28 protein-coding genes are annotated in these 23,856 nt (G+C 64.7%); 6 read left to right on the top strand and 22 right to left on the bottom strand.

Annotated features, from left to right (window positions below):
- Positions 1-135 precede the first annotated feature (135 nt).
- Positions 136-996 carry an acyl-CoA thioesterase II gene (gene tesB, locus AC1DPX_RS05795; RefSeq protein WP_027042889.1) on the bottom strand — a complete coding sequence of 287 codons (861 nt, stop codon included), beginning with the start codon at positions 994-996 and terminating at the stop codon, positions 136-138.
- A gap of 99 nt (positions 997-1,095) precedes the next feature.
- Between tesB and AC1DPX_RS05790 the strand changes: the two genes are divergently transcribed.
- Complete coding sequence (locus AC1DPX_RS05790; protein WP_477235168.1) at positions 1,096-2,355, top strand: ubiquinone biosynthesis hydroxylase; 1,260 nt, start codon at positions 1,096-1,098, stop codon at positions 2,353-2,355.
- Between the two features lie 160 nt (positions 2,356-2,515).
- Here AC1DPX_RS05790 and AC1DPX_RS05785 read toward each other — a convergent pair whose 3' ends face one another.
- The 3 genes from AC1DPX_RS05785 to AC1DPX_RS05775 all read right to left on the bottom strand — a co-directional run bounded on the left by AC1DPX_RS05785 (position 2,516) and on the right by AC1DPX_RS05775 (position 3,782).
- On the bottom strand, positions 2,516-3,043 hold the full coding sequence (locus tag AC1DPX_RS05785; protein ID WP_202357225.1) for a hypothetical protein: 528 nt from the start codon (positions 3,041-3,043) through the stop codon (positions 2,516-2,518).
- 158 nt (positions 3,044-3,201) lie between these two features.
- A complete protein-coding gene (locus AC1DPX_RS05780) occupies positions 3,202-3,558 on the bottom strand; it encodes a YciI family protein (protein ID WP_202357224.1) in 357 nt (118 codons plus the stop codon).
- On the bottom strand, positions 3,555-3,782 hold the full coding sequence (locus AC1DPX_RS05775) for a hypothetical protein (protein ID WP_477235166.1): 228 nt from the start codon (positions 3,780-3,782) through the stop codon (positions 3,555-3,557). Before AC1DPX_RS05775 ends, AC1DPX_RS05780 begins: the two co-directional genes overlap by 4 nt.
- Before the next feature lie 253 nt (positions 3,783-4,035).
- Here AC1DPX_RS05775 and AC1DPX_RS05770 point away from each other — a divergent pair, with 253 nt between their 5' ends.
- Entirely contained in the window at positions 4,036-4,461 is a 426-nt protein-coding gene (locus AC1DPX_RS05770) for an OsmC family protein (protein WP_477235164.1), read from the top strand.
- A 265-nt stretch (positions 4,462-4,726) separates the two neighbouring features.
- On the opposite strand, the gene AC1DPX_RS05765 is transcribed toward AC1DPX_RS05770, so the two are convergent.
- The 7 genes from AC1DPX_RS05765 to AC1DPX_RS05735 form a co-directional block, all read right to left on the bottom strand.
- Positions 4,727-5,356 carry a YceH family protein gene (locus AC1DPX_RS05765; protein ID WP_477235162.1) on the bottom strand — a complete coding sequence of 210 codons (630 nt, stop codon included), beginning with the start codon at positions 5,354-5,356 and terminating at the stop codon, positions 4,727-4,729.
- A gap of 19 nt (positions 5,357-5,375) precedes the next feature.
- Complete coding sequence (locus AC1DPX_RS05760; RefSeq protein ID WP_202357221.1) at positions 5,376-6,155, bottom strand: succinate dehydrogenase iron-sulfur subunit; 780 nt, start codon at positions 6,153-6,155, stop codon at positions 5,376-5,378.
- Positions 6,155-6,592 (bottom strand): DUF3052 domain-containing protein, encoded by a 438-nt coding sequence (locus AC1DPX_RS05755; RefSeq protein WP_477235160.1) that lies wholly within the window; start codon positions 6,590-6,592, stop codon positions 6,155-6,157. The genes AC1DPX_RS05760 and AC1DPX_RS05755 overlap by 1 nt, the downstream gene beginning before the upstream one ends.
- A 2-nt stretch (positions 6,593-6,594) precedes the next feature.
- Complete coding sequence (gene sdhA / locus AC1DPX_RS05750; RefSeq protein WP_202357219.1) at positions 6,595-8,430, bottom strand: succinate dehydrogenase flavoprotein subunit; 1,836 nt, start codon at positions 8,428-8,430, stop codon at positions 6,595-6,597.
- A gap of 2 nt (positions 8,431-8,432) precedes the next feature.
- Positions 8,433-8,831: a succinate dehydrogenase, hydrophobic membrane anchor protein gene (gene sdhD / locus AC1DPX_RS05745; protein WP_202357218.1), complete on the bottom strand. Its 399-nt coding sequence runs from the start codon at positions 8,829-8,831 to the stop codon at positions 8,433-8,435.
- Positions 8,832-8,833: 2 nt separating this feature from the next.
- On the bottom strand, positions 8,834-9,253 hold the full coding sequence (sdhC, locus tag AC1DPX_RS05740; protein ID WP_010912305.1) for a succinate dehydrogenase, cytochrome b556 subunit: 420 nt from the start codon (positions 9,251-9,253) through the stop codon (positions 8,834-8,836).
- A gap of 259 nt (positions 9,254-9,512) precedes the next feature.
- Positions 9,513-10,136 carry a hypothetical protein gene (locus tag AC1DPX_RS05735; RefSeq protein ID WP_477235158.1) on the bottom strand — a complete coding sequence of 208 codons (624 nt, stop codon included), beginning with the start codon at positions 10,134-10,136 and terminating at the stop codon, positions 9,513-9,515.
- A gap of 81 nt (positions 10,137-10,217) precedes the next feature.
- Between AC1DPX_RS05735 and AC1DPX_RS05730 the strand changes: the two genes are divergently transcribed.
- Positions 10,218-10,580 (top strand): hypothetical protein, encoded by a 363-nt coding sequence (locus AC1DPX_RS05730; RefSeq protein WP_477235157.1) that lies wholly within the window; start codon positions 10,218-10,220, stop codon positions 10,578-10,580.
- A gap of 62 nt (positions 10,581-10,642) precedes the next feature.
- Here AC1DPX_RS05730 and AC1DPX_RS05725 read toward each other — a convergent pair whose 3' ends face one another.
- The 9 genes from AC1DPX_RS05725 to rplS all read right to left on the bottom strand — a co-directional run bounded on the left by AC1DPX_RS05725 (position 10,643) and on the right by rplS (position 19,345).
- Entirely contained in the window at positions 10,643-11,854 is a 1,212-nt protein-coding gene (locus AC1DPX_RS05725) for a GGDEF domain-containing protein (RefSeq protein ID WP_477235155.1), read from the bottom strand.
- Positions 11,855-11,928: 74 nt separating this feature from the next.
- The gene (locus tag AC1DPX_RS05720) at positions 11,929-13,125 is read right to left on the bottom strand and encodes a GGDEF domain-containing protein (protein WP_202357215.1); all 1,197 of its coding nucleotides are present in this window, start codon (positions 13,123-13,125) and stop codon (positions 11,929-11,931) included.
- 162 nt (positions 13,126-13,287) lie between these two features.
- Positions 13,288-14,697, bottom strand: a complete 1,410-nt coding sequence (leuC, locus tag AC1DPX_RS05715) for a 3-isopropylmalate dehydratase large subunit (RefSeq protein ID WP_095202714.1) — start codon at positions 14,695-14,697, stop codon at positions 13,288-13,290.
- Positions 14,698-14,978: 281 nt separating this feature from the next.
- Positions 14,979-15,614: a class I SAM-dependent DNA methyltransferase gene (locus tag AC1DPX_RS05710; protein ID WP_477235153.1), complete on the bottom strand. Its 636-nt coding sequence runs from the start codon at positions 15,612-15,614 to the stop codon at positions 14,979-14,981.
- 50 nt (positions 15,615-15,664) lie between these two features.
- Positions 15,665-16,477 carry an amino acid ABC transporter permease gene (locus AC1DPX_RS05705; protein WP_477235151.1) on the bottom strand — a complete coding sequence of 271 codons (813 nt, stop codon included), beginning with the start codon at positions 16,475-16,477 and terminating at the stop codon, positions 15,665-15,667.
- 259 nt (positions 16,478-16,736) lie between these two features.
- Positions 16,737-17,534 (bottom strand): transporter substrate-binding domain-containing protein, encoded by a 798-nt coding sequence (locus AC1DPX_RS05700; protein ID WP_202357211.1) that lies wholly within the window; start codon positions 17,532-17,534, stop codon positions 16,737-16,739.
- A gap of 166 nt (positions 17,535-17,700) precedes the next feature.
- Positions 17,701-18,237 carry a MarR family winged helix-turn-helix transcriptional regulator gene (locus tag AC1DPX_RS05695; protein WP_477235150.1) on the bottom strand — a complete coding sequence of 179 codons (537 nt, stop codon included), beginning with the start codon at positions 18,235-18,237 and terminating at the stop codon, positions 17,701-17,703.
- Entirely contained in the window at positions 18,234-18,647 is a 414-nt protein-coding gene (locus AC1DPX_RS05690) for an organic hydroperoxide resistance protein (protein ID WP_010912317.1), read from the bottom strand. The genes AC1DPX_RS05695 and AC1DPX_RS05690 overlap by 4 nt, the downstream gene beginning before the upstream one ends.
- 158 nt (positions 18,648-18,805) lie before the next feature.
- Entirely contained in the window at positions 18,806-19,345 is a 540-nt protein-coding gene (gene rplS, locus AC1DPX_RS05685) for a 50S ribosomal protein L19 (RefSeq protein ID WP_202357208.1), read from the bottom strand.
- A gap of 313 nt (positions 19,346-19,658) precedes the next feature.
- Between rplS and AC1DPX_RS05680 the strand changes: the two genes are divergently transcribed.
- Complete coding sequence (locus tag AC1DPX_RS05680) at positions 19,659-20,411, top strand: sulfite exporter TauE/SafE family protein (protein WP_202357207.1); 753 nt, start codon at positions 19,659-19,661, stop codon at positions 20,409-20,411.
- On the opposite strand, the gene trmD is transcribed toward AC1DPX_RS05680, so the two are convergent.
- Together trmD and rimM are read right to left on the bottom strand one after the other, a co-directional pair.
- Complete coding sequence (gene trmD / locus AC1DPX_RS05675; RefSeq protein ID WP_202357206.1) at positions 20,393-21,091, bottom strand: tRNA (guanosine(37)-N1)-methyltransferase TrmD; 699 nt, start codon at positions 21,089-21,091, stop codon at positions 20,393-20,395. The two genes, AC1DPX_RS05680 and trmD, sit on opposite strands and share 19 nt — an antisense overlap.
- A complete protein-coding gene (gene rimM / locus AC1DPX_RS05670) occupies positions 21,088-21,687 on the bottom strand; it encodes a ribosome maturation factor RimM (protein WP_032932242.1) in 600 nt (199 codons plus the stop codon). Before rimM ends, trmD begins: the two co-directional genes overlap by 4 nt.
- A 97-nt stretch (positions 21,688-21,784) precedes the next feature.
- Here rimM and AC1DPX_RS05665 point away from each other — a divergent pair, with 97 nt between their 5' ends.
- Both AC1DPX_RS05665 and AC1DPX_RS05660 read left to right on the top strand, forming a co-directional pair.
- The gene (locus AC1DPX_RS05665; RefSeq protein ID WP_202357205.1) at positions 21,785-22,723 is read left to right on the top strand and encodes a tyrosine recombinase XerC; all 939 of its coding nucleotides are present in this window, start codon (positions 21,785-21,787) and stop codon (positions 22,721-22,723) included.
- Between the two features lie 62 nt (positions 22,724-22,785).
- The gene (locus AC1DPX_RS05660; RefSeq protein WP_477235148.1) at positions 22,786-23,856 is read left to right on the top strand and encodes a TraB/GumN family protein; all 1,071 of its coding nucleotides are present in this window, start codon (positions 22,786-22,788) and stop codon (positions 23,854-23,856) included.

Here is a 23,856-nt window from a genome sequence, read left to right as displayed (position 1 = left end):
TCAAAAATTATGCAATTTTTCGATTTTGCCTAATTTGCCGGCTTTGAGCACGATCCCCAAAAGCCGTGCCCGGTTTTCCCGGACAAACGGTTTTCGTTTGTCCGGTGATCCTGCTCAAACAAGACTCAGCAATGCTCAACGCTTGAGCCGGATCAACCCTTCCTGCGCCATCGAGGCGATCAGCGTGCCGTCGCGCGCATAGAGCGTGCCGCGGCTGAAGCCGCGTGATCCCGAACTCGACGGGCTGTCCTGCGCATAGAGCAGCCAGCCGTCGAGCGAATGCGGCCGGTGGAACCACATCGAATGGTCGAGGCTCGCCGCCTGGATGTCGGGATCGAACAGGCCGCGCCCATGCGCGAAGGTCGAGGTGTCCAGCAGCGTCATGTCGGAGAGATAGGCGAGCAGCACCGACTGCAGCGCACGGTCGTCGGGAACCGGGCCGGCAAGGCGGATCCAGACATTCTGCCGGGGCGGCAGCTTGTCGCGGCTCTCATAGTGCTGGAGATTGACCGGCCTGAGCTCCAGCGGCCGCTCGCGCGCCCAGAAGCGGCGCACCGCTTCTGGCACACGTTCGGCCCTTTCGAGCAGCTGGCGCTGCGTCTGCAGCCCTTCCGGCGGCGGCACGTCGTCCGGCAGCGCGAACTGGTGCTCCAGCCCCTTCTCGTCGACCTGGAACGAGGCTTCCAGCGAAAAGATCGCCTGTCCGTGCTGGATCGCCAGCACGCGGCGGGTGGTGAAGGAGCCGCCGTCGCGGATGCGGTCGACCTCGTAGACGATCGGCACCCTGATGTCGCCCGGCCGCATGAAATAGCCGTGCAGCGAGTGCACGAAGCGGTCCGGCTCCACCGTCCGCTGCGCCGCCACAAGCGCTTGGGCGATCGTCTGGCCGCCGAACACGCGCTGCCACTCCACCTGGGGGCTGCGACCACGATACAGATTGTGTTCCAGCCTCTCGAGGTCGAGAATGCTGAGAAGCTCGTCCATCGCCGCCGTCATGTTTTGTGACCTCGCCGCAAAATTGCTATGGCGGTTTCCGACAGGAAGAACGAGCCGTCAAGGGCGCAAGGCCGGGCCGGCGCGCAAGGAGCCAAGACTATGGAACGCAAGGCGGACGCCAAGACCAGATCCGGGCTCGATGTTCTCGTCGCCGGCGCCGGCTATGTCGGCCTGGCCACCGCCGTCTCGCTGAAGCAGGCGCGGCCCCATTTGGCCGTGGCGCTGGTCGATGCCGCGCCCGCCGGCGCCTGGCAACGCGACGGCCGCGCCTCGGCCATAGCGGCTGCCGCCTGCCGCATGCTCGAGCAGCTCGGCGTCTGGGCCGAGATCGCGCCGCAGGCGCAGGCGATCACCGAGATGATCATCACCGATTCGCGCAGCGCCGATCCGGTGCGCCCGGTCTTCCTGACCTTCGGCGGCGAAGTGGCGCCGGGCGAGCCCTTCGCCCATATGGTCGCCAACAAGTCGCTGAATGGCGCCTTGCGCGCCAAAGCCGAAAAGCTCGGCATCGACATCATCGAAGGCGTCGCGGTGCAGGGTTTCGAAACCAATGGCGCCGGCATCACGGTGCATCTGGCCGACGGCGCCGCGCTGACCGCCCGGCTGCTGGTCGCCGCCGACGGCGTCAATTCGAAGCTGCGCGACATGGCCGGCATCAAGACGGTGAAATGGGACTATGGCCAGTCCGGCATCGTCTGCACCGTGGCGCATGAACGCCCGCACAATGGCCGCGCCGAAGAGCACTTTTTGCCCGCCGGCCCCTTTGCCACATTGCCGCTGAAGCCCGATGAAGACGGCACCAACCGCTCGTCGATCGTCTGGGTCGAACGCACGGAAGATGCCAAAGCGCTGGTGGAAGGCGACGATCTCGTCTTCGAGCATGAGCTGGAACAGCGTTTCGGGCTGAAGCTCGGTGAGATCCGCGTTGCCGACAAGCCGCGCGCCTGGCCGCTTGGTCTGACCATCGCGCGCGCCTTCGTCGCCCCGCGCGTCGCCCTTGCCGGCGACGCCGCCCACGGCATCCACCCGATCGCCGGCCAGGGCCTCAATCTCGGCTTCAAGGATGTGGCAGCCCTTGCCGAGGTGATTGTCGAAGCCGACCGGCTCGGCCAGGACATCGGCGCGCTCGACGTGCTCGAACGCTACCAGCAATGGCGCCGCTTCGACACGGTGCAGATGGGGGTCACGACGGATGTGCTGAACCGGCTGTTTTCCAACGACATCACCCCGCTGCGCACCGTCCGCGATATCGGCCTCGGCCTCGTCGAGCGCATGCCGCGCCTGAAGGCGTTCTTCATCCGCCAGGCATCGGGACTGTCGGCCGGCACGCCAAGGCTATTGAAGGGCGAGGCGATCTGACTGTCTCACGCACACGCCAGGGTGTGTTGAGATTCAGGTCAGGCCGAGTCGAAAACGATGGCTTACGAGAACCGGAGCGGAGCGTACTTAAGTACGTGAGCACCGGAAGCGCAGGAAGCCGTCGTTTGCAGGCCGGCCTCACCTGAATATCAGCACACCCTCAATTTACCTCGAAACCCAGCTTCTGCCGCAACCGCAGAATGCGCTGATCGGCGATCTCCAGACGCTTCTCGCCGCCCTGGGCCGCACGGTTGACCATCTGCAGCAGATCGTTGCGCTCGGTGACGTCGAGACGTTCACGCAGGAACGGCGCCAGCTTGTCGATGACGATGGTGGTGTCGTCGATCTGTGCCGCCGCCCATTTGGCGTAGATCACCGCCTCGTCGGTCTTCTTCTTGTCGGCGATCTCGGAAATGACGGCGCGGATGACTGCCTCGCGCTGCGGCAGGATAGGCCCGTTCTCCGAGACGATCGCCGTGATCAGCGTCGCGGCGGCCACCACCGGATCGTCGATCGCCGTCAGTGGGGACAGGGCCGCCTGCTTGCGCAGCTTCTTGCGCCTGATATTGCCTTGCACGCGCCCGACGACATCGGCGACCTCGCGCGCGGCGTCGTTCATCGCCTTCATCCGGTACCACCAGAACGCCGCCGCCCCGAGCACGCCAAGGACAGCAATCAGGAAAGGCATGTCGAAATCCCCCAGGAATGCGTGCGACGATAAGAGAACTGCCGCGTTGCTTCAACACGCACGGGTTGCCACCGGCGAAGAAAATTCAATTGCGGCTGGTGAAGCTTGGGCGATCAAACAAGCCGGGCTGCAGGCCCGGCCGCCAAGCCAGGTGCTGCCTATGAGCCCGGTATGTCGTAGATCGCCCGGACCTCGATCGTACCGAGTTCGGCCAGCGGAATGCCGGCGGCGATGTCCAGCGCTTCGTCGAGGCTGTCGGCCTCGACCATGACGAAGCCGAGCAGCTGCTCCTTGGTTTCGGCGAACGGGCCGTCCGTGACGAGGCGCTTGCCCTCGCGCCGTCGCACCGACTTCGACGTCCTCACCGATTGCAGCGCCTGCGCGATGATCAGCTTGCCCTCCTGGTCCAGGGACCTGTCATAGGCCAGTGAATCCGCGTCGAGCTTGGCCCCGCGCTCCGCTGTCAACGCGTAGAGGTCTTTTTCCTCGCCATAGACCAGGCAGACATATTTCATCGCGAGCTCTCCTGCTGAGACGAACCATAGGATGCGACGACGAGCGTGTCAGCCTTGCCTTCGACCGCCGCCGCATGGTCGAGAAGGCACGCCGCGACCCCGATGATGGCGACCGCCGCCAGCAGCCTGCCGAAGACAGGGGCCGGCGGGTCCAGCCAGAAATCTTCCTGTCGCCCGGACTTGCGGCCCGGGCTCTTCCACAGTGCGAAAAACAGATTGTCCATGTGAACCTCCATCAGGCCACAAATCCCATGGCCGCCCGCAGGACGGTCGGGCCGGATGGAAGTCGACATTTTTGCGCGAATATTTTTTGCAGGCGGCCCAAAATTGCTTCCGGCGGCAATGAGCCGTCGTCGTGCCGTGGTCCAAACAGCGCAGTGGTCTTCGCGACCGCCCGCGCTATAGTTGACCCGACGCCGGGGCTCGCCCGGCCAAGTTCACGACAACCCCAAGTTAGCGACAACCAAGGAGGACTTCATGGACCGCACCGCAACCGCCGTCTGGAAAGGCAATCTGAAAGAAGGCAAGGGCACGCTCGACAGCCAGAGCGGGACGCTCAAGGGCACGCCCTATTCCTTCAAGGCGCGCTTCGAGGACGAAAGCGGCAAATCCGGCACCAATCCCGAAGAGCTGATCGCGGCCGCGCATGCCGGCTGCTACGCCATGCAGCTCTCGCACTTCCTGGCCGAGAACGGCACGCCCGCCACCGAACTCGACGCCAAGGCGGTGGTGACACTGGTTCCAGGCACCGGCATCACCGGCAGCGCGATCACGCTGGTCGGCAAGGTGCCCGGCATCGATGCGGCGAAATTCAAGGAATTGGCCGAGAAGGCCAAGGCCGAATGCCCGGTCTCCAAGGCGCTCGGCGCCATCAACGTATCGCTCGACGCGAAATTGGGGTGAGAAGATACTACCGTCTGCGAGCGTTATTCATTTCAAAAGCCGGCGCTGCCCCTCACCTGCCTGCCGGCATCCTCTCCCCGTATAGTGACGGGGAGAGGGACGCGGTCGTCGCCAGCTTTGCCAATCACCAGCGTTGCAAAGAAAGCGCCGGCGGCGCGGCCAGTTCCTTTCTCCCCGTATAGTGACGGGGAGAAATGCCCGGCAGGGCAATGAGGGGCGGCGCGAACTTCGGCAATAATTGAAACCCGGATTGCCTAGACCGCATTTACGCCCCCAGCGCGTCAAGCCGGGCGCGCAATGCCGCGATTTCCTGCTCCAGCGCCTCCACTCTCGCTTCCAGGTCGGAATGAGGCATGGCCGGCGCGCTGCGCTGCGCCGACAGCGCCGCAACGTCCACCGGCCCGGCGAGGAGATGCACGTAGCGGTCCTCGCGTTGGCCCGGCCCACGCGGGATTTCCTGGACCAGCGGCGGCCGGCGGCCGATCAGCATGTCGAGTTCAGCGCGCAGGTCTTCTATCGACGAAAACCGCGCCATGCGCTCGGCTCGCGCCAGGAGCTCATGCGCCGTCTGCGGTCCGCGCAGCAGGAGCAGGCCGATCAAGGCGGTCTGCGGCGTGGTCAGCGAGAAGCGCTGCGCCATCTGATGCTCGTAGCGCTCGACGCGCGAGCCGAACATCTGCCGCACCAGCCCCTTCTGCTCGAGCAGCTTCAGCGCCCGGTGCACCTCCGTCTGTTCCAGCGCCATGACCGGGTCGCGCGCCGTTTTCTGGTTGGCGGCGGCAAGGGCACTGTTGAGCGTCAGCGGATAGACGTCGGGCGTCAGCTCCTTCTTCTCGATCAGGCAGCCGAGAACGCGGACTTCGACGGGATTGAGGACGGGAAGGTCTTCGCTCACTGGGTGGCTATCCTTTCGCCTAAACCCTTCTCTCCACCATCATCTTCTTGATCTCCGCGATCGCCTTGGCCGGGTTGAGGCCTTTCGGGCAAGTCTGCGCGCAGTTCATGATGGTGTGGCAGCGATAGAGCCGGAACGGGTCTTCGAGATTGTCGAGCCGCTCGCCCTTGGCCTCGTCGCGGCTGTCGATCAGCCAGCGATAGGCCTGCAAGAGCGTCGCCGGGCCGAGATAGCGGTCGCCATTCCACCAGTAGCTCGGGCACGAGGTCGAGCAGCAGGCGCACAATATGCACTCATAGAGCCCGTCGAGCTTTTCGCGGTCCTCATGGCTCTGCAGCCATTCCTTGGCCGGCGTCGGCGACACCGTCTGCAGCCAGGGCTGGATCGAGGCATGCTGGGCGTAGAAATTGGTGAGGTCGGGCACCAGGTCCTTGACCACCTGCATATGCGGCAGCGGATAGACTTTCACGGCGCCGGAAATGTCGTCGCAGCCCTTGGTGCAGGCCAGCGTGTTGGAGCCGTCGATGTTCATGGCGCAGGAGCCGCAAATGCCTTCGCGGCAGGAGCGGCGCAAGGCCAGCGTCGGGTCGATCTTGTTCTTGATGTAGAGCAGCGCGTCGAGCACCATCGGCCCGCAATCGTCCATGTCGACGAAATAGGTGTCGATGCGCGGGTTCTCATCATCATCCGGCGACCAGCGGTAGATGCGGTATTCCCGCAGATTGGTAGCGCCTTCCGGCTTCGGCCAGGTCTTGCCCTGCTGGATCTTGGAATTCTTGGGGAGCGTCAGTTCGACCATTACCTCAGGTCCTTTCGGATGACGAGCTTCAGCCCGGACCAGATTTCATTGACAGCGACGACCTTGACGTCGACAAGGTCGCGCTTCAGCGCCTCGGTACGCACGACACCTTCGGTGACATCGGTCGGCACTTTCGATGCCTTTTTCGGCCAGGACACCCAGACCATGCCGTTACGCTTGATCGCCGCCTCGATATCGCCGAGGCGATCCTCGATCTCGGCACGCTGCCGGGTGAAGGCGTGGACGGCGTCGTATCTCTGATGGCTGCCCGAAATGTCGGACCATTCGGCCAGCCGATCGACTTCGGCAAATGCCACGGCGTCCGTCAGGTCGGCGAGCTCCGGCGGCAGCGCGATGAAGGCCGCAGTCATGCCGTCCTTCAGGCCGAGCTTGGCCGGAAGGGGCGTGCCGGAATATCCCGTGGCCGCCGGCGCCATCGTCAGTACACCCTGGCCTTGGGCGCGATCTTGGCGAGGCTGATGCCGCCGTCCTTTTCGGCCAGCAGCGGCTCGGTATGCACAGGCCGGTAGCTCAGCGTCACCTTGCCGTCTTCGGCGACGCGCGCCAGCGTGTGCTTGCGCCAGGTGGCATCGTCGCGCGACGCAAAATCTTCACGCGCGTGCGCGCCGCGGCTCTCCTTGCGGGCCTCGGCGCTGTAGACGGTGGTGATGGCGTTGGCCATCAGGTTTTCCAGCTCCAGCGTCTCGACCAGGTCGGAATTCCAGATCATCGAGCGGTCGAAGACCTTGATGTCCTTGAGCTCGCCCCAGATCTGCGAAATGCGCTTGCAGCCGTTTTCCAGCGATTCCTGCGTGCGGAACACGGCGGCGTCATCCTGCATCGCCTTCTGCATCTTCTCGCGCAGCACCGCCGTCGGCGTCGAGCCATTGGCGTGGCGCAGCCCGTCGAAGCGATCCATGATCTTTTCGACGGAGGCTTCGTTGGGCGACGGGATCGCCGATTTGCGGTCGATGACCTGCCCGGCGCGGATCGCGGCGGCGCGGCCGAACACCACCAGGTCGATCAGCGAGTTCGAGCCCAGCCGGTTGGCGCCGTGCACCGAGGCGCAGCCGGCCTCGCCCACCGCCATCAGCCCGGGCGAAACCCGGTCTGGATTCTCGGCCGTCGGGCTCAGCACCTCGCCCCAATAATTGGTCGGCACGCCGCCCATATTGTAGTGCACCGTCGGCAGCACCGGGATCGGCTCCTTGGTGAGATCGACGCCGGCGAAGATTTTGGCCGATTCCGAGATGCCCGGGAGCCTTTCGTGCAAGACCGCCGGATCGAGGTGATCGAGGTGGAGAAAAATATGGTCCTTGTTCTTGCCGACGCCACGGCCCTCGCGGATCTCCAGCGTCATGCAGCGCGAGACGACGTCGCGCGAGGCAAGGTCCTTGGCCGACGGCGCGTAGCGCTCCATGAAGCGCTCGCCCTCGGAATTGACGAGATAGCCGCCCTCGCCGCGCGCGCCTTCGGTGATCAGGCAGCCGGCGCCGTAGATGCCGGTCGGGTGGAACTGCACGAATTCCATGTCCTGCAGCGGGAAGCCGGCTCTGGCCGCCATGCCGCCGCCGTCGCCGGTGCAGGTGTGCGCCGAGGTCGCCGAGAAATAGGCGCGGCCATAGCCGCCGGTCGCCAGCACCACCATCTTGGCCGAGAAGCGGTGGATGGTGCCGTCATCGAGATTCCAGGCGACGACGCCGGTGCAGGTGCCGTCCGGTTCCATGATCAGGTCGAGCGCGAAATACTCGATGAAGAACTGCGCGTTGTTCTTCAGCGACTGGCCGTAGAGCGTGTGCAGGATGGCGTGGCCGGTGCGGTCGGCGGCCGCACAGGTGCGCTGCACCGGCGGGCCTTCGCCGTAATTCATCATGTGGCCGCCGAACGGCCGCTGGTAGATCTTGCCTTCTTCGGTGCGCGAGAACGGCACGCCGTAATGCTCGAGCTCGTAGACCGCGGCCGGGGCTTCGCGCACCAGATATTCCATGGCGTCGACATCGCCCAGCCAATCCGACCCCTTGACGGTGTCGTACATGTGCCACTGCCAGGAATCGGGACCCATATTGGACAGCGAAGCGGCGATGCCGCCTTGCGCGGCCACCGTGTGCGAGCGCGTCGGGAACACTTTGGTGATGCAGGCGGTGCGCAGCCCCTGCTCGGCCATGCCGAGCGTGGCGCGCAGGCCAGCCCCCCCGGCGCCGACGACCACCACGTCGAACTTGTGGTCGACAAAATTATAACCTGCCGTGTTGGCTGATTTCGCGTCCTTGGCCAACTTCAGCCTCCGAATGCCAGCTTGAGCAGGGCGAAGATCGAGGCGACGCCGACCGCTACGGTGAAAAATGTGTTGAGTGCGATCGTCGCCAATTTCAGGCCTTCGCCCGTGATGTAGTCCTCGATGATCACCTGCATGCCGAGCCGCATATGGATGAGCCCGGAGATGAGCACCAGGGCCAGCACCAGCGCCACGAACGGATTGGCAAGGGCTGCGCGCACTTCCGTATAACCGGCGCCGTTGAGCGCGATCAGGAACCCGACGAAGAACAGCGTCAGCGGGATGTTGGCGATGGCTGTCAGGCGCTGACGCCAGAAATGCTGTGTACCCTCACGGGCGGAGCCAAGACCGCGGACTTTCGCCAGCGGCGTACGCATGTCGGTGTTGTTCTTGCCGCTCATTATCAGGCTCCCCGTGCCATATAGCCGGCGATCCAGATCAGCAAGGTGAGCAGGACCGAACCGACAAGCGTCGCCCAGGCGATCTTCGAGGCGGTGTGCTTCTCTAGCCCGGCGCCCGTATCCCAGACCAGGTGGCGCACGCCGCCCAGCATGTGATGCATCAGCGCCCAGGTGTAGCCGAACAGGATCAGCCGCCCGAGCCAGGTGCCGAAAGCCCAGTTGACCCAGTCAAATGTCGCCTGCGAGCTTGCCGCCGCCATCAGCCAGATGGCGACCAGCAGCGTGCCGAAGTAAAGCGCCCCGCCGGTGATGCGATGGATGATCGACATCGTCATCGTGATCGGCGGCCGGTAGATCGTCAGGTGCGGCGACAGCGGCCGTTCACGTCTGGCGAATTCGCGGGTGGCTGGTGATTTGCTCATGGCTCCCCCAGGTTCGGCGTCTCTGGAGCCTCAGGTGGAAATGCGGCATTGCCGCTTCCGGTTGCGACTTCGGACAGCCGGTTTCTAATGCTCTTTTTGCACCGCGTCAAAGCCAGAAAATCGTTTTGGAAACGTCATTTAGTCTGACAAAAAGGCAGGTCGAGGCTTCAATCGATTAGGGGTCGAGGACCCGAAGCCGGCTCGATATCGCTGCAGTGCAGCATATCTGGTTCAGGCTCGGCTGGTGCCAAGAGTCGAACTAGCGTTTGCAGGTCTGCGGCGTAGATCCCCTCTTCATCACCAGCGCCTCGCGCCCGTCGATCACGATTGCGTTATGCGTGGCGGCTTCCTGGTAGCGGCTGGACTGGTTGGCGGGCGACGCCGCAAACTCTTCGGTCGCGCCGTTCGGCTCGATCACACGCAACGACGAGCCGAGATTCTGAATGGTGATCGCACTGCCATTGCCGCATCCATAGGTCGCCGTACCCACCGAGGATCGCGGCGCGGTGAGATCGGTGGTGATCTTGGTTGGCGCTGCTGGAGGCGCGGATGCCGGGCGCGCGGCGGCTGCGATGGGCTGCTGAGCCGGCGCGGGCGAGACGAAATTGGCCGCCTTCGGCGCGCCATCCTGCGGCACGCAGGCCGCAACGATGGCAAGCAACGGCAAAACGGACACCCCAACCGTCCGGCGTAGCGCCATATGCTGTCCTCCCGCGCGGCAGACTAGCCACGATGCCGCGCCAAGATCAAGGTCGCCCAACGCCACCTTTGGATCCCATTCGATGCCGGCCGCGATGGTGCCGCCAAGCATGGCCGAATGATGGCCGTCGGGTTTTCCCTCCAGTCGGAAATTAACCATGTTTGACGAGACATCGCCGCGCAACGCGCCGGCCTCTTAACAAAGGTTAAGAAAGAGTTAATTTCTGATTCGAGGAGGCTTTCCTCTAGCCATCAGGAAGACACCATGCGTTCGAACTCAAGCAGATCACGCCTCTCGGCGCTTATGGTGGCGGTCTCGCTCGCCGGCCTGGCGACGCCCACGCTGGCCAATGGGCGCCACCAGGATCGCGTCTATGCCGATTCTTTCGGCAATCTCGTTATCGACAGCGCCGCCGGCTACAAGCGCATCATCGTCGGCGAGGGCAAGCTGGCCAAACAACTGTCCGACTACACCAGCGCCGGCCAGCCCAAGGTGATCTACCAGAACGAATCCAACGAGATTTCAGGCTACGGCGATTGCTACCGGCCGCCGGTCTTCGTCAAGGGCCGCAGCTACATGTACGGGCTTTCCGACGGCGAGATGCCGGAACTCAGCCCCTGCCGCTAGAACACTTCATCGTTTCGCTGAGACGGCGAAGAGACGGATCAGGGTGACGATCGAACCGGACGTCATCCCGATCTGGAATTGATGACGATGGCGCTGGACGACCACTCGCCTCCAGGCCCGGACGAGACCCGGACGCAGTCGCGCCCGGCATTCTTGGCCAGATAGAGCGCCTCGTCGGCGCGGCGCATGAGATCGGCGATGGTTTCACCCGGATGCAGTTCGGCAACCCCGAAACTCGCCGTGCAGCGATTGTCCGCCGGCAGCCCGTCGATGGGCAGCGCGCCGAACGCGCTGCGCGTGCCTTCGGCGAACAGCCGGGCGGCGGCCAGATTGGTTCCCGGCAGGATGATGGCGAATTCCTCACCGCCGATGCGGCCCGCGACATGGTGCCCGGCGGCGGCTTCGCGCAGGAAACCGGCAAAGGTCTCAATCACCCGGTCGCCGGAAGCATGGCCGAAATTGTCGTTGATGCTCTTGAAATGATCGAGATCGGCGATGACCAGCGCCACCGGCACGCCTTGCCGCATGGCGCCAAGCACGGCTTGCTCGGCCTGGCGCGTGAAGGCGCCGCGATTGAGCAGTCTCGAAAGTGTGTCTGTCTCCGATCGCGACGTCACTTCAGCCAACACATCGCGGACCAGGATAGCCAGAGCCAGCAGCGCCACGGCCAGGGCAAAGACCGTGCCGAGCGATTGCGACACCAGCGCGTAGTTGCTTTGCAGATAGGCCTGCGGATTGGCGCCCCAGCCGCCGAGCGCATGCGCGATGAACGGCTTTGACGCGAACTGCGCAGCGCTGGCGGCGAGCACCGCCATCAGGATGCGATCGAGCCGGCCACGCCTTTGCCTGGACGACCTGACGATGGCCAATCCGACCAATTGCATGACGGCATAGGGGAGCTGGTAGGCCATCATGCGCACCAGTGACTGGCGCGGCAGATCTTGGACGAAATAGACGAGGATGGTGGCGGCGACCAGGAAGAGCAGCATCGGCGACCATGGCGGCGACACGCCGTATTTGCGGGCCAGTCCGGCGTTGAAGGCCATTGTCGCGCCAAGGAAAACCGCGAAGGCGGTGACCACCGGCAGCCGGGCATCGGTGAAGGCGGGGATGCTGAATTCGATCGCCGAATAGATCATGCCCAGGACATAGCCGGAAGCAAACCAGCGCGCCGGAGTGCGGCCGACATCATGGAACGCGACCGCCATGAAGGATGCCGCCAGCAGGCCGGCAACCGACAAATTGATCAACAGGATGAAGTTCGCGCCGCTCATCTCTTTCCCACCCCGTGCCTCACCTAAACACCGACGGGCGAAAAAGACGTTAACGTGGGCCGGGATGTGCGGCTTCAGCCGGCCCTGGACGGCTCCGGCACGAACAGCGTTTCGGGCCGTTCGTAAGATAGGCGCACGCTGTCGCGGCCGTTCTTCTTGGCCTTGTAGAGCGCCTCGTCGGCACGGCGCATCAACGGCTCCAGCGCTTCCTCGCCGCTGCGGGCCGCCACGCCGAAGCTGGCGGTGACCTTGGTGCCGGCGGGAAGCCCATCGACGCCGCCGGCCGAGTAGAGCGTGCGCACCGCCTCGGCGAACAGCCGCGCGGCGGCGAGATCGGTCAAGGGCAGGAGCACGGCGAACTCCTCGCCGCCGATGCGTCCGGCAGCGCCGCGCGCGCCGGTGGCCAAGCGGAGCTTGGCGGCGAAATCGGCGATCACCCGATCGCCGGCGGCATGCCCGTGCACGTCGTTGAGCGCCTTGAAATGATCGAGGTCGGCCAGCACCAGCGCCACGGGAAACCTGGCCATCGCGCAGTGCTGCAGGAGTTGGGCCGCGCGCTCCTCGAAGCCGCGACGGTTGAGCAGGCCCGAAAGCGGATCGGTATGCGTCTCGGCCTTCAGCGCCTTCATGACGTCGAGGGCCGCGGCGGTGAACAGGCAAAGCGCGATCAGCAGCGACAAGAGCGCATGCGACAGCAGCGCCGTCGTCCAATAGGAGGAGCCGTAGAACCCGTCATAGCTGGTGAACGGCCCGTGCGCGATGACCACGACGAGCGTACGCACGAAGAAGTTGAGGCCCGACAGCAGCGACAGCACGAACAGGATTTTCTCGGTCGGGCCGTTGTTGCGCACCGGCCTGAGTTCGGCGGCGACCAGAAGGCTGAGTCCGCCGAAGGCGAAATTCATCGCCAGGATGCGCCAGGTGAGATCCGGCGCGACGAAGAGGAACCAGCAGAACGAGGCCAGCCCACCACCGGCCAGCACGCCGATCGCCACATAGGGCACCTTGCGGCCATAGCGGGCGACGATGGCGGCCGACAGGCAGCAGCCGGCGATGGTGAAGCAGATATTGGACACCAGCTTGGTCAGCACCATGCCGATGGGCAAGGTGAAATACTGGAACAGGAAGCCGGACGCCGAAGCGCAGTAGCTGAGCGCCAGCACGGCCAGATAGGGCCGGTGGCGCTGATAGATCCATAGCACGAAGAAGGCCGCGCCGAGGGCCAGCGCGATCGTCGGGTTGAGCAGCGCTATCAACAGGCCGGTGTCCAAAGGACGGTGACTTCCCCTCGTTTGACGTCAGGGAAGAGCTTAGAGCGCAAGCCCAAACAAGCGGTTAAGCCCGAGCGAATATGCGCACCGCGCGAACGAAAAGACCCCGGAACCGCAATGCGGTCCGGGGTCTGGCAGTCATCGGAACGTGTGGACTGGCGGTTACTTCCAGTCGCGAATGTCGACGAAGTGGCCGGCGATCGCCGCCGCCGCCGCCATGGCCGGCGAGACCAGGTGGGTGCGGCCCTTGAAGCCTTGCCGTCCCTCGAAATTGCGGTTCGAGGTCGAGGCGCAGCGTTCATGCGGCTTCAGCCGGTCGTCGTTCATGGCGAGGCACATCGAGCAGCCCGGCTCGCGCCAGTCGAAACCGGCGGCGCGGAAGATCTTGTCGAGACCCTCGGCTTCCGCCTGTTCCTTGACCAGGCCGGAGCCCGGCACGATCATGGCGTTGACGCGCGGATTGACGGTCTTGCCCTCGATCACCTTGGCGGCGGCGCGCAGATCCTCGATGCGTCCATTGGTGCAGGAGCCGATGAAGACGCGGTCGAGCGCGATGTCGGTGATCTTGGTGCCCGGCGTCAGGCCCATATAGTCGAGCGCGCGCTGCTTGGAGGTGCGCTTGTTCTCATCAGTGATATCGTCCGGGTTCGGCACGATGCCTTGCACGGAGACGACATCCTCGGGCGAGGAGCCCCAGGAGACGATGGGCGGCAGCTTGGCGGCGTCGAGCACGATCACCTTGTCGAAATGCGCGCCTTCGTCGGACTGCAGCGTCTTCCAGTAGGCGAGCGCGGCATCCCAGGCCGCGCCCTTCGGCGCGCGCGGCTTGTCCTTGACATAGGCGAAGGTCGTCTCGTCGGCGGCGATCAGGCCGGCGCGCGCGCCGCCCTCGATCGACATGTTGCAGATCGTCATGCGGCCTTCCATCGACAGCGCGCGGATCGCCTCGCCGGCATATTCGATGACATAGCCGGTGCCGCCGGCGGTGCCGATCTCGCCGATGATGGCCAGGATGATGTCCTTGGCGGTGACGCCTTCCGGCAACTGGCCGTCGACGCGCACCAGCATGTTCTTGGCCTTGCGCTGGATCAGCGTCTGCGTCGCCAGCACATGCTCGACTTCCGACGTGCCGATGCCGTGCGCCAGCGCGCCGAACGCGCCATGCGTCGACGTGTGGCTGTCACCGCAGACGATGGTCATGCCGGGCAAGGTAAAGCCCTGCTCCGGGCCGATGATGTGGACGATGCCCTGGCGGATATCGTTCTCGGAATAATATTCGACGCCGAAATCCTTGGCGTTCTTGGCCAGCGCCTCGACCTGGATGCGGCTTTCCTCGTTCTTGATGCCGAACTTGCGCTCGGGCGAGGTCGAGACATTGTGATCGACCACGGCCAGCGTCTTTTCCGGATGCCGGACTTTTCGGCCGCTCATGCGCAGGCCTTCGAAAGCCTGCGGGCTGGTCACTTCATGGACGAGATGGCGGTCGATATAGAGCAGGCAGGTGCCGTCGTCCTGGCGGTCGACGACGTGGTCGTCGAAAATCTTGTCGTAGAGGGTGCGCGGTGCGCTCATGTGCGTAAATCCGTCGATATGAGAATGGGAAGAGTGTAACGCCGCAGGGCCTTGGCCCGGCGAAAGCGGCCTAGCTAAGTCGGCTGGTCAGCGCGCCGCAGACGCGCGCGGAGAAGCGCGACGGCAGGCGTTTTCTGTCCTGCAGCACGAACCCCTTGTAGGCCGGATCGCCAAAAAGCTCTTCCATGGCGTGGCTCATACCAATGTTTTGGCTTTTCGGCAATTGCGGCGTGGCGAGGTGTCTTCCTTCTCCCCTTGCGGGAGAAGGAAGAACGCACCGCTCACATCACCTCGAACACAAACGTCTTCACCAGCGCATCCGGCTCAGCGATGGCGTAACACCTGAACCACGGGCTTTGCTCGACCAGGCGCCATTTCTTCGCCTGCTCCAGCTCGTCGAACACGGCCTGAAAGCCACCGCTCTCAAACACCTGGTCGCGCACCGTGAAGATGGCGTGGCCGCCCTTTTTGGTGATGCGCACCAGTTCGTGGAGGCCCGAGGCCGGCGCGTGGCTGATGGTGAACACCCCTGTCGAGAAGAAGGCGCGGAAATGACCGTCCGGCCAGGGCAGAGGCCCGCCCAGCATCGCCTGTTTCAACTCGCCATAGGCGTTGCGGCTGCCGGCAATGCTGAGCATGTCGTCCGACAGGTCGAGTCCGGCAATATCGCTGTAACCCAACGCCTTCAGCGACGGACCCGACAGGCCGGTGCCGCAGCCGGCGTCGAGCAGCGGCCCTTCGCCGGCCGGAACATAGCGCGTAACCCAGGCGGTGATCAGGAACGGCAGCAAATAGCCGAGCGAGGCGGTCTCGCTGTCATAGGTCGCGGCCCAGGCGGCATAGGCCTGCGCCAGCGTTTCCGGCGTGTCGGCGCCATAGACGGAATCCAGCGCCGCATTGGCCTTGTCGACGATCATGAGACCTCCTTCGATGTCGACAGGATCGTAACCCTGTCTTCGCCCAAAAACTATTCCTCGTGCTGGCGGCGCAGGCGCCGCTCCAGCGCCCTGAGCGCCAGCGACAGGCCGACGGTGAGGATGAGATAGATATAGGCGACGATCGAATAGGTCTCGAAGAAGCGGAACGAGCCGGCGGCATAGACCTTGCCCATCTGGGTGATGTCCGCGACGCCGAGCACCGAGACAAGCGAGGAATCCTTGACCAGAGCGACGAAATCATTGCCGAGCGGCGGCAATATGGTGCGGATCGCCTGCGGAAAGACGACCAGCCGGAAGCGCTGCGAGCGGCTCAAGCCCAGCGCCTTGGCCGCCTCGATCTGGCCTTTCTCGACCGCCTGGATACCGGCCCGAAAGACCTCCGAGATGAAGGCGGAATAGCCGATGGTCAGCGCCATGATGGCCCGCCACAACAGCGACACGTCGCGCACCAGGAGTTCGCCGAAATAGCCCGCACTTTGCAGCGGCGCGGTCAGCACGTTCCAGGCCGCGACGAAGGCCGGCGCCCCGGCAAAGGCGATCCAGAACAACAGCACCAGGATCGGCACGCCGCGGATGATCTCGACATAGAACCGCGCGATCTGCCGCAGCCAGGGTGAAGCGGACAAGCCCATCAGCGCAATGCCGAGACCGATGATCGACGCCAGCGCGAAGGCGATCACGGTGACGAAGACGGTGATGCCGATGCCCTTGGCGACCGTGGCGAAGACCTGGGCATAGAGATCGCTGGCCGCGATGAACAAGGCCGCCGCCAGCGCAAGCACGGCGGCAGCGGCAAGCCACCAGGGGAATTCGGATTTGGTGGAAGATGCGGGTGCAGCCATCAGGCGATGCCGGTGGAGCTGACGTCCCGAGAGGATAGCGCCAAGGCCCCCCTCTCTGGCCTGCCGGCCATCTCCCCCTCGAGGGGGGTGAGGAGAGGTCCGCGCAGCGGACGAACAGCCAACGGCTTGGCTTTTCGAACGACGAACGCCCGGAGCGACAGCGAAGGGCCGGCTCCGGCAGGACAGAGGGGGGTGCCCTGGCGCAGGGTCAGCGCGATTTGCGGCGCACCATCATCAGCAAGCACGCGCGCCAACGAAGCTACTGCCCCATCTTGTAATCAAGAAACCACTTCTTGTTCAGCGCATCGAACGTGCCGTCCGCCTTGAGCGCGGCGATCGCGGCGTTGACCGGCTTCACCAGGTCCGATCCCTTCGGGAAGATGAAGCCAAAATCCTCGGTGCCGAGCGGGCCGCCGATCAGCTTGAGCTTGCCCTCGGAAGCATCGACATAGCCCTTGCCGGCGGTGCCGTCGGTCAGCACGACATCGACGTCGCCCGACTTCAGGGCCTGCACCGTGGCGCCGAAGGTCTCGAACAGTTTGATGCGCGGGTTCTGCTCATTGCCGTCGAGCACGCTGTAGACGGCGGTGTAGAAGGGCGTGGTGCCGGGCTGCGCGCCGATCAGCCCGTCCTTGAAGGCGCCGAAGGTCTTGGCGTCGGTGAAGCGGCTTTCGTCGCCGCGCACCAGCATGAACTGCTCCGAACGCATATAGGGGTCGGAGAAATCGACCTTCTCCTTGCGGTCGTCCTTGATGGTGATGCCGGTCATGCCGATGTTGTACTGGTTATCGGAAACCGCCTGGATCATCGCGTCCCAGGAGGTGTTCCGGTACTCGACCTTGAAGTTGAGCCGCTTGGCGATTTCGTTCATCGCGTCATATTCCCAGCCGATCTGCTTGCCCGTCTTGGGATCGATGAATTGCAGCGGCGGATAGGCGTTTTCGGTGACCACCACCACTTGTTTGCCGGCGAGATCGGGCAGCGCCTGCGCGAAGGCGGCAACGGGCGCCAGCACGAGGGCAAGCAGGCCGGCCAGCAGCAGTTTCGACTTGGTCATGACACACTCCCGAAAATTGAAAGCGCCCGGATATCGGCCGGGCTTCCAAGGAAAATCCGGCGCCGACTTTAGCTTTCCGCATGCGCCATGCAAGACGGTCCRCTGCGTCAGCGCGCGTGAAAAGGGATTCGGATGCCCTGTATCCAGGGATTTCGGGATGATCTGGCTATCTCGAACCAGAAACCAGCGCCTCCGCATCCGCCGAGGCGTCTTCCGCTACGGCGTTGCGCAGACCGGCAACGAGATGAGTGAGCGTCGCGTGCAGCGCTTTCGCCTCGCCAGGCTGCATCGGCACGCTGCAGGCAAGTGCCACCGACACATCCTTCGCTTGCGCGCGCAACGCCTGGCCCTTGGCCGTCGGTTCGACCAGCACGCGGCGCTCATCGGCGGCATCACGGCGGCGGGTAAGCAGCCCGCCTGCCTCCATCCGCTTGAGCAGCGGCGTCAGCGTCGCGGAATCGAGCCCCAGCGCCTCGCCAAGCGCGCCCACCGTGCTCGGCGCGTGCTGCCACAGCGCCAGCATGACCAGATATTGCGGATAGGTCAGGCCGAGCGGATCGAGCAGCGGGCGGTAGAGCTTGGTCATCAGTCCGCTTGCCGAATAAAGCGCGAAACAGAGCTGCTGGTCGAGCCGCGGCACGTGAAGCGTCCCGGCGGCCTCCGCCGGGACGTCGCTGGCGCTCTCTGTGGTCCTTCCCGTCATGCCGCCTTTACCGAAAGCGCCACGTCGACATTGCCCCGGATGGCGTTGGAATAGGGGCAGATCTTGTGTGCTTCCGATACAAGCGCTTCGGCGGCCGCCTGATCAAGGCCTTTCGTCTCCGCCGCGAGCGCGACGCCGAGCTTGAAGCCCTCGCCATTGGGGAGCAGGCTGACAGTGGAGGTTACCCCGGCATCCGTCAGCGGCAGCTTCTGTTTACGCGCGACGAAGCGGATGGCGCTTTCGAAGCAGGCGGCGTAGCCGATGGCGAAAAGCTGCTCGGGATTGGTCGCGCCACCCGGCCCGCCGAGTTCCTTGGGCATCGCCAGGTCGACCTTGAGCAGGCCGTCGCTGGTCTCGCCATGGCCGGCGCGACCGCCGGTGACGTGAGCCTGGGTTGTGTAAAGTGCCATTTCAAATCTCCAATTATCTTGTGTACGATTGTTTAGTACACAAGATAATGCATCGTCAACGACCGGATGCTGTCTCCGGGGCTGAATGCGTTCACAGTCTGGTGAAACGAAAAAAGGCGGCCAAAGCCGCCTTTTCAGAAACTCGTTCGTCGAAAGCCTTATTCGGCCGGAGTCGCCTCAGCGGCGGCGGCTGCCTCGGCGGCGGCCTTCTTCTCGGCGGCTTCCTTGGCGGCCGTCTCGGCGGCCAGCGCCTGGGCGGCGGCGACCTTCTCGGCCTCGATGCGGGCCTTCTCGGCGTTCAGCGCGTCGCGCTCCTCATCGTTGAGCTTGCGGGCGCGCACGCCGGTGTTTTCCGAAATACGGGCCGACTTGCCGCGACGATCGCGCAGGTAGTAGAGCTTGGCGCGGCGCACCTTGCCGCGGCGCACGATCTCGACGCCCTCGACCATCGGCGAGTAGACCGGGAACACGCGCTCGACGCCTTCGCCGTAGGAGATCTTGCGGACGGTGAAATTTTCCTGGAAGCCGGAACCGGCGCGGGCGATGACGACGCCCTCATAGGCCTGGACGCGGGTGCGGGTGCCTTCGGTCACGCGGACCTGGACGCGCACGGTGTCGCCGGGCTGAAATTCGGGAAGCTTGCGCTTGGCTTCGATCTTGGCGGCCTGCTCGGCCTCGAGCTGACGGATGAGATCCATCTCTAGTAATCCACTTCTTGTTCTTCCGACAGTCAGAGCGTCCGACACTCGCCTTGCAGCTCCATTGACCGCTCGGCTATGTCCTTTGTCGAGATGACATCGGACAGGGGCGACTACACCGTCATTGTTGACGGGTCCGGCAGATTCTTCTTCCGGTTCGGCGGGCACATACAGCTATTTCAGCGCTTTGTCACGCCCGGGCGCGAGTCTTTTTTGCCGGCATGGCATCATCGTAATCGCTTCGTGCCGGGTTGCGCCGCTCTCCGCGGCTTTCTAAGCCTGACATAGCACAGTTTTTGAGCGGCGGCATTCCATGTCTGTCTTCGACGCCATCCTGCTGTTCCTGGCGGGCTTCCTGTCCGGCGCCGCCAACGCGGTCGCCGGCGGCGGCACCTTCATCACCTTCGGCGCCATGACACTGGTCGGCGTGCCGCCAATCGTCGCCAACGCCACCTCCTCGGTCACGCAATTCCCGGGCTACATCACCTCGACGCTCGCCTATTGGACCGATATCCGCCACTTCTGGCGCGGCGCCCTGCTGCTGTGCGCCATATCGGCGGTCGGCGCACTGGTCGGCGCGCTGATCCTGCTGGCGCTGTCCAACCCGTCCTTCCGCGTCATGGTGCCGTGGCTGCTTTTGGCTGCAACCGCCCTGTTTGCCGCCGGGCCGTGGCTGAAGCCGGCGCCAAAACCCGGTCATGAGGCGGCGGTCGGCTCCCTCGCCGGCTCGCTGGCGCAGTTTGTCACCGCCATCTATGGCGGCTTCTTCGGCGCCGGCATGGGCGTGATGATGCTGGCGACGCTCGGCCTGACTCAGGCCGGCGACTACCACCGGCTGAACGCGCTGAAGAACATGCTGGCCGTGGTCATCGCCGCTGTCGCCATCGCCGTCTTCGTCTCGGGCGGCGTCGTCGCCTGGCCGCAGGCGATCGTCATGATCCCCGGCGGCGCGCTGGGCGGTTATGCCGGCGTCTGGATCGCCAAGCGCGTGCCGCAAAACGTCGTGCGTGGCTTCGTCGTCGCCGTCGGCCTGTTTCTCGCTTTCTATTATTTTGCCAAGGGGTGAGCGCTGAGAAGATCCGGTCGCCGCTCCCGGGTCAGCCGCTCGGACTGCTCCCGCCGCCATGCCGCGATCTTCTTGTGATTGCCGGAGATCAGCACTTGCGGAATCTCCCTGCCCTCGAACTCCTGCGGTCGCGTGTAGTGCGGATGTTCGAGCAGGCCGTTCTCGAAACTCTCTTCCTCGCCGGACACGGCGTTGCCCATGACGCCGGGCAGCAGCCGCACCACGGCATCGAGCAGTACGAGCGCCGCCGGCTCGCCGCCCGACAGGATGAAGTCGCCGATCGAGACTTCCTCCAACCCTCGTGCCTCGATCAGTCGCTGGTCGACGCCCTCGAAGCGGCCGCACAGGATGACGGCGCCCGGCCCGGCGGCCAGCTCGCGCACGCGCGCCTGGGTCAGCGGTTTGCCGCGCGGGCTCATCAAAAGGCGCGGACGGGTATCGCCTGGCGGCGAGGCATGGTCGATCGCCCTGGCCAGCACGTCGGCGCGCATCACCATGCCGGCGCCGCCGCCGGCCGGCGTGTCGTCGACGGTGCGGTGCTTGTCGGTGGCGAAGTCGCGGATCTGGATCGTTGCAAGCGACCACGTGCCCGCCTCCAGCGCGCGGCCCGCCAGCGACAGGCCGAGCGCGCCCGGAAACATCTCGGGATAGAGCGTCAGCACCGAGGCGGCAAAACTCACCGGTTGCCCCCGGCGTCGCGCGGTCCGCGCGGCCTGCCCTTCGGATCGAAATCTTCCTCCCGCGGCGCATCGCCGTCCTCGTCCTCGACCAGCCCGGCCGCCACCGGATCGACGCGGACAAAGCCCTCGGCGATCGACACGTCAGGCACGGCGGCCTGGGTGAACGGGATCAGCACGCCCTTGCGGCCGGCAAGCGTCACGTCGAGAATGTCGCCGCCACCGAAATTATGCACCGCGACCACCTTGCCGAGCGCGGTGCCGGTGTCGTCGCGAACCTCCAGCCCGACCAGGTCGGCATGGTAGAATTCATCCTCCTCGCCATCATCCGGCAGCATCGAGCGGTCGACGAACAGTTCGGTGCCGGCGAGCGCCTCTGCCGCATTGCGGTCGCTGATGCCTTTGAAGCGCACCACCACGACAGTGTTGGCCGGCCTGATGTCCGTGATCTGGAAGGCGCGGCCATCCCTGGCATAGAGCGGCCCATAATCGGCCAGCGCCATCGGTTCGCCGGTGAAGGTCTTCACCCGGAGCTCGCCCTTGATGCCGTGGGCGGCGCCGATCACGGCCATCTGGACGGGGTTTTGCGGCTTGCTCATCGCGAAATATCCTTTGGCCTGCTCTAACCCCGCGCGGCTGTCATTTCAATGACGGGCTCTTCACCGCTTCCTAACCCGGATACAGGAAAATGCCGCCATGCAGGAATTCCTCATCCCGGCGAAACCCGATCTGCAGGCGGCGCGCGAAAACTGGCTGAAGATGCTGGCGCGTGAACGCCGACTGTCACCGGAAACGGTCGAGGCCTATGAGCGCGACACGCGCCAGTTCCTGCATTTCCTCACCGGCCATTGCGGTGGCTCGCCCGGCATTTCCGACATCGCCAATCTGCGCCCGGCCGATCTGCGGGGCTTCCTCGCCGCCCGCCGCAACGCCGGCGCCGGCGCCCGCACGCTGGGCCGAGGTCTGGCCGGCATCCGCTCGCTGTTGCGTTTTCTCGAACGGCGTGGCTTGGCCAATGCCGCTGGCGCCGCCGCGTTGCGCGCGCCGCGCCAGCCCAAATCGCTGCCAAAACCGCTGACGGCGAGCGACGCCAAGCAGGTCGTCTCGGTGGAAGGCCAGCTGGCCGAAGAGCCCTGGATCGCCGCCCGCAACGCCGCCGTGCTGACGCTGCTTTACGGCTCGGGCCTGCGCATTTCCGAAGCGCTCGGCCTCGCCGGCGCCGATCTGGTATCGGAGGCTGACACCGTGCTGCGCGTCACCGGCAAGGGCGGCAAGACGCGGCTGGTGCCGGTGCTGCCGGTGGCGCTCAGGGCAATCGCCGAATACCGCCGGCTCTGCCCCTACCATCTCGACCCCAAGGGCCTGCTGTTTCGCGGCGCACGCGGCGGCCCGCTCAATCCGGCCATCATCCAGCGCGACATGGCCAAACTGCGCTCGGCGCTCAACCTGCCCGACACCGCGACGCCGCACGCGCTGCGCCATTCCTTCGCCACGCACCTGCTCGGCCGTGGCGGCGATCTGCGCACCATCCAGGAACTGCTCGGCCACGCCAGCCTGTCGACGACGCAGATCTACACCGGCGTCGACACCGCAAGGCTGCTGGAAATCTACGAATCCGCCCATCCGAGAGCGTGAAGCCTTCAATTTCGCGGTGCCAATTAACCGTTTTGCCGCTTTTCGGTTCTAGGAATAGGATCATGAAACGTGTCATCGCCATCGCCGATCGTGCAGCGTCCCTGTCGCTGAAGCTGCTTGTCGCGCTCAACGTGCTGTTTTTCCTGTCCTTCCTCGCCGTGCTGCTGTTCGCGGCCGGCAGGGCGCATGCGGAAGTCCCGACCTGCAGCGGCGCCGACATGCTGTCGGCCCTGCAGAAGAGCAGCCCTGCCATCTACAGCAAGATCGAGGCGGAAGCCGCCGCCACGCTGAATGGCAGGGGCCTGCTGTGGAAGCTGGAGAAGCCAGGCGAACAGCCCTCCTATTTGTTCGGCACCATGCACATGACCGACTCGCGCGTCACCACGCTGCCTCCGGAAGCACAGAAGGCTTTTGACGCCGCCGGCACCCTCATCATCGAAACCACCGACGTGCTCGACAAGCAGAAGATGATGACGGCGATGCTGAAGGAGCCGGACCTGATGATGTTCACCGACTCCACCACGCTGTCGTCCTTGCTGAAACCGGACGAAGCGGCGGCGATGAATGCAGCGCTCGACGCGCGCGGCATTCCGCCGGCAAGCGTCGCCAAGATGAAGCCGTGGATGCTGTCGGCGATGATGGCGCTTCCGGCGTGCGAACTTGCCCGCCAGTCCGGCGGCGCGCCGGTGCTCGACGTCAAGCTGGCCGAGAGCGCCAAGGCGGCCGGCAAGCCGGTGGAAGGATTGGAAACGGCCGAGAGCCAGCTGCGCGCCATGGCCTCGCTGCCGCTCGCCTTCCACATGAAGGGCCTGGTCGACACGCTGAAGCTCGGCGACAAGGTCAACGACATCAACGAGACCATGATCGTGCTCTACCAGCGCGGCGACACCGGCATGTTCTGGCCGCTGTTTCGCGCCGCCATGCCCGAAGAGCAGAACGACGCCTCGGGCTATGCCGCCTTCGAGGAAACCATGATCACCAGCCGCAACAAGGTGATGGTCGATCACGCCGGGCCGATCCTGGCCAGGGGCAATGTCTTCATGGCGGTGGGCGCGCTGCATCTTCCAGGCCCCGAGGGACTGGTCGAGGATTTCCGCAAAGCTGGCTATACTGTCACGGCAGTGGGGCTTTGA

Source organism: Mesorhizobium sp. 01N446 (assembly GCF_056399285.1).
The sequence above is the reverse complement of the archived record's forward strand: the minus strand, read 5'-3'. Positions and strand labels throughout refer to the sequence as shown.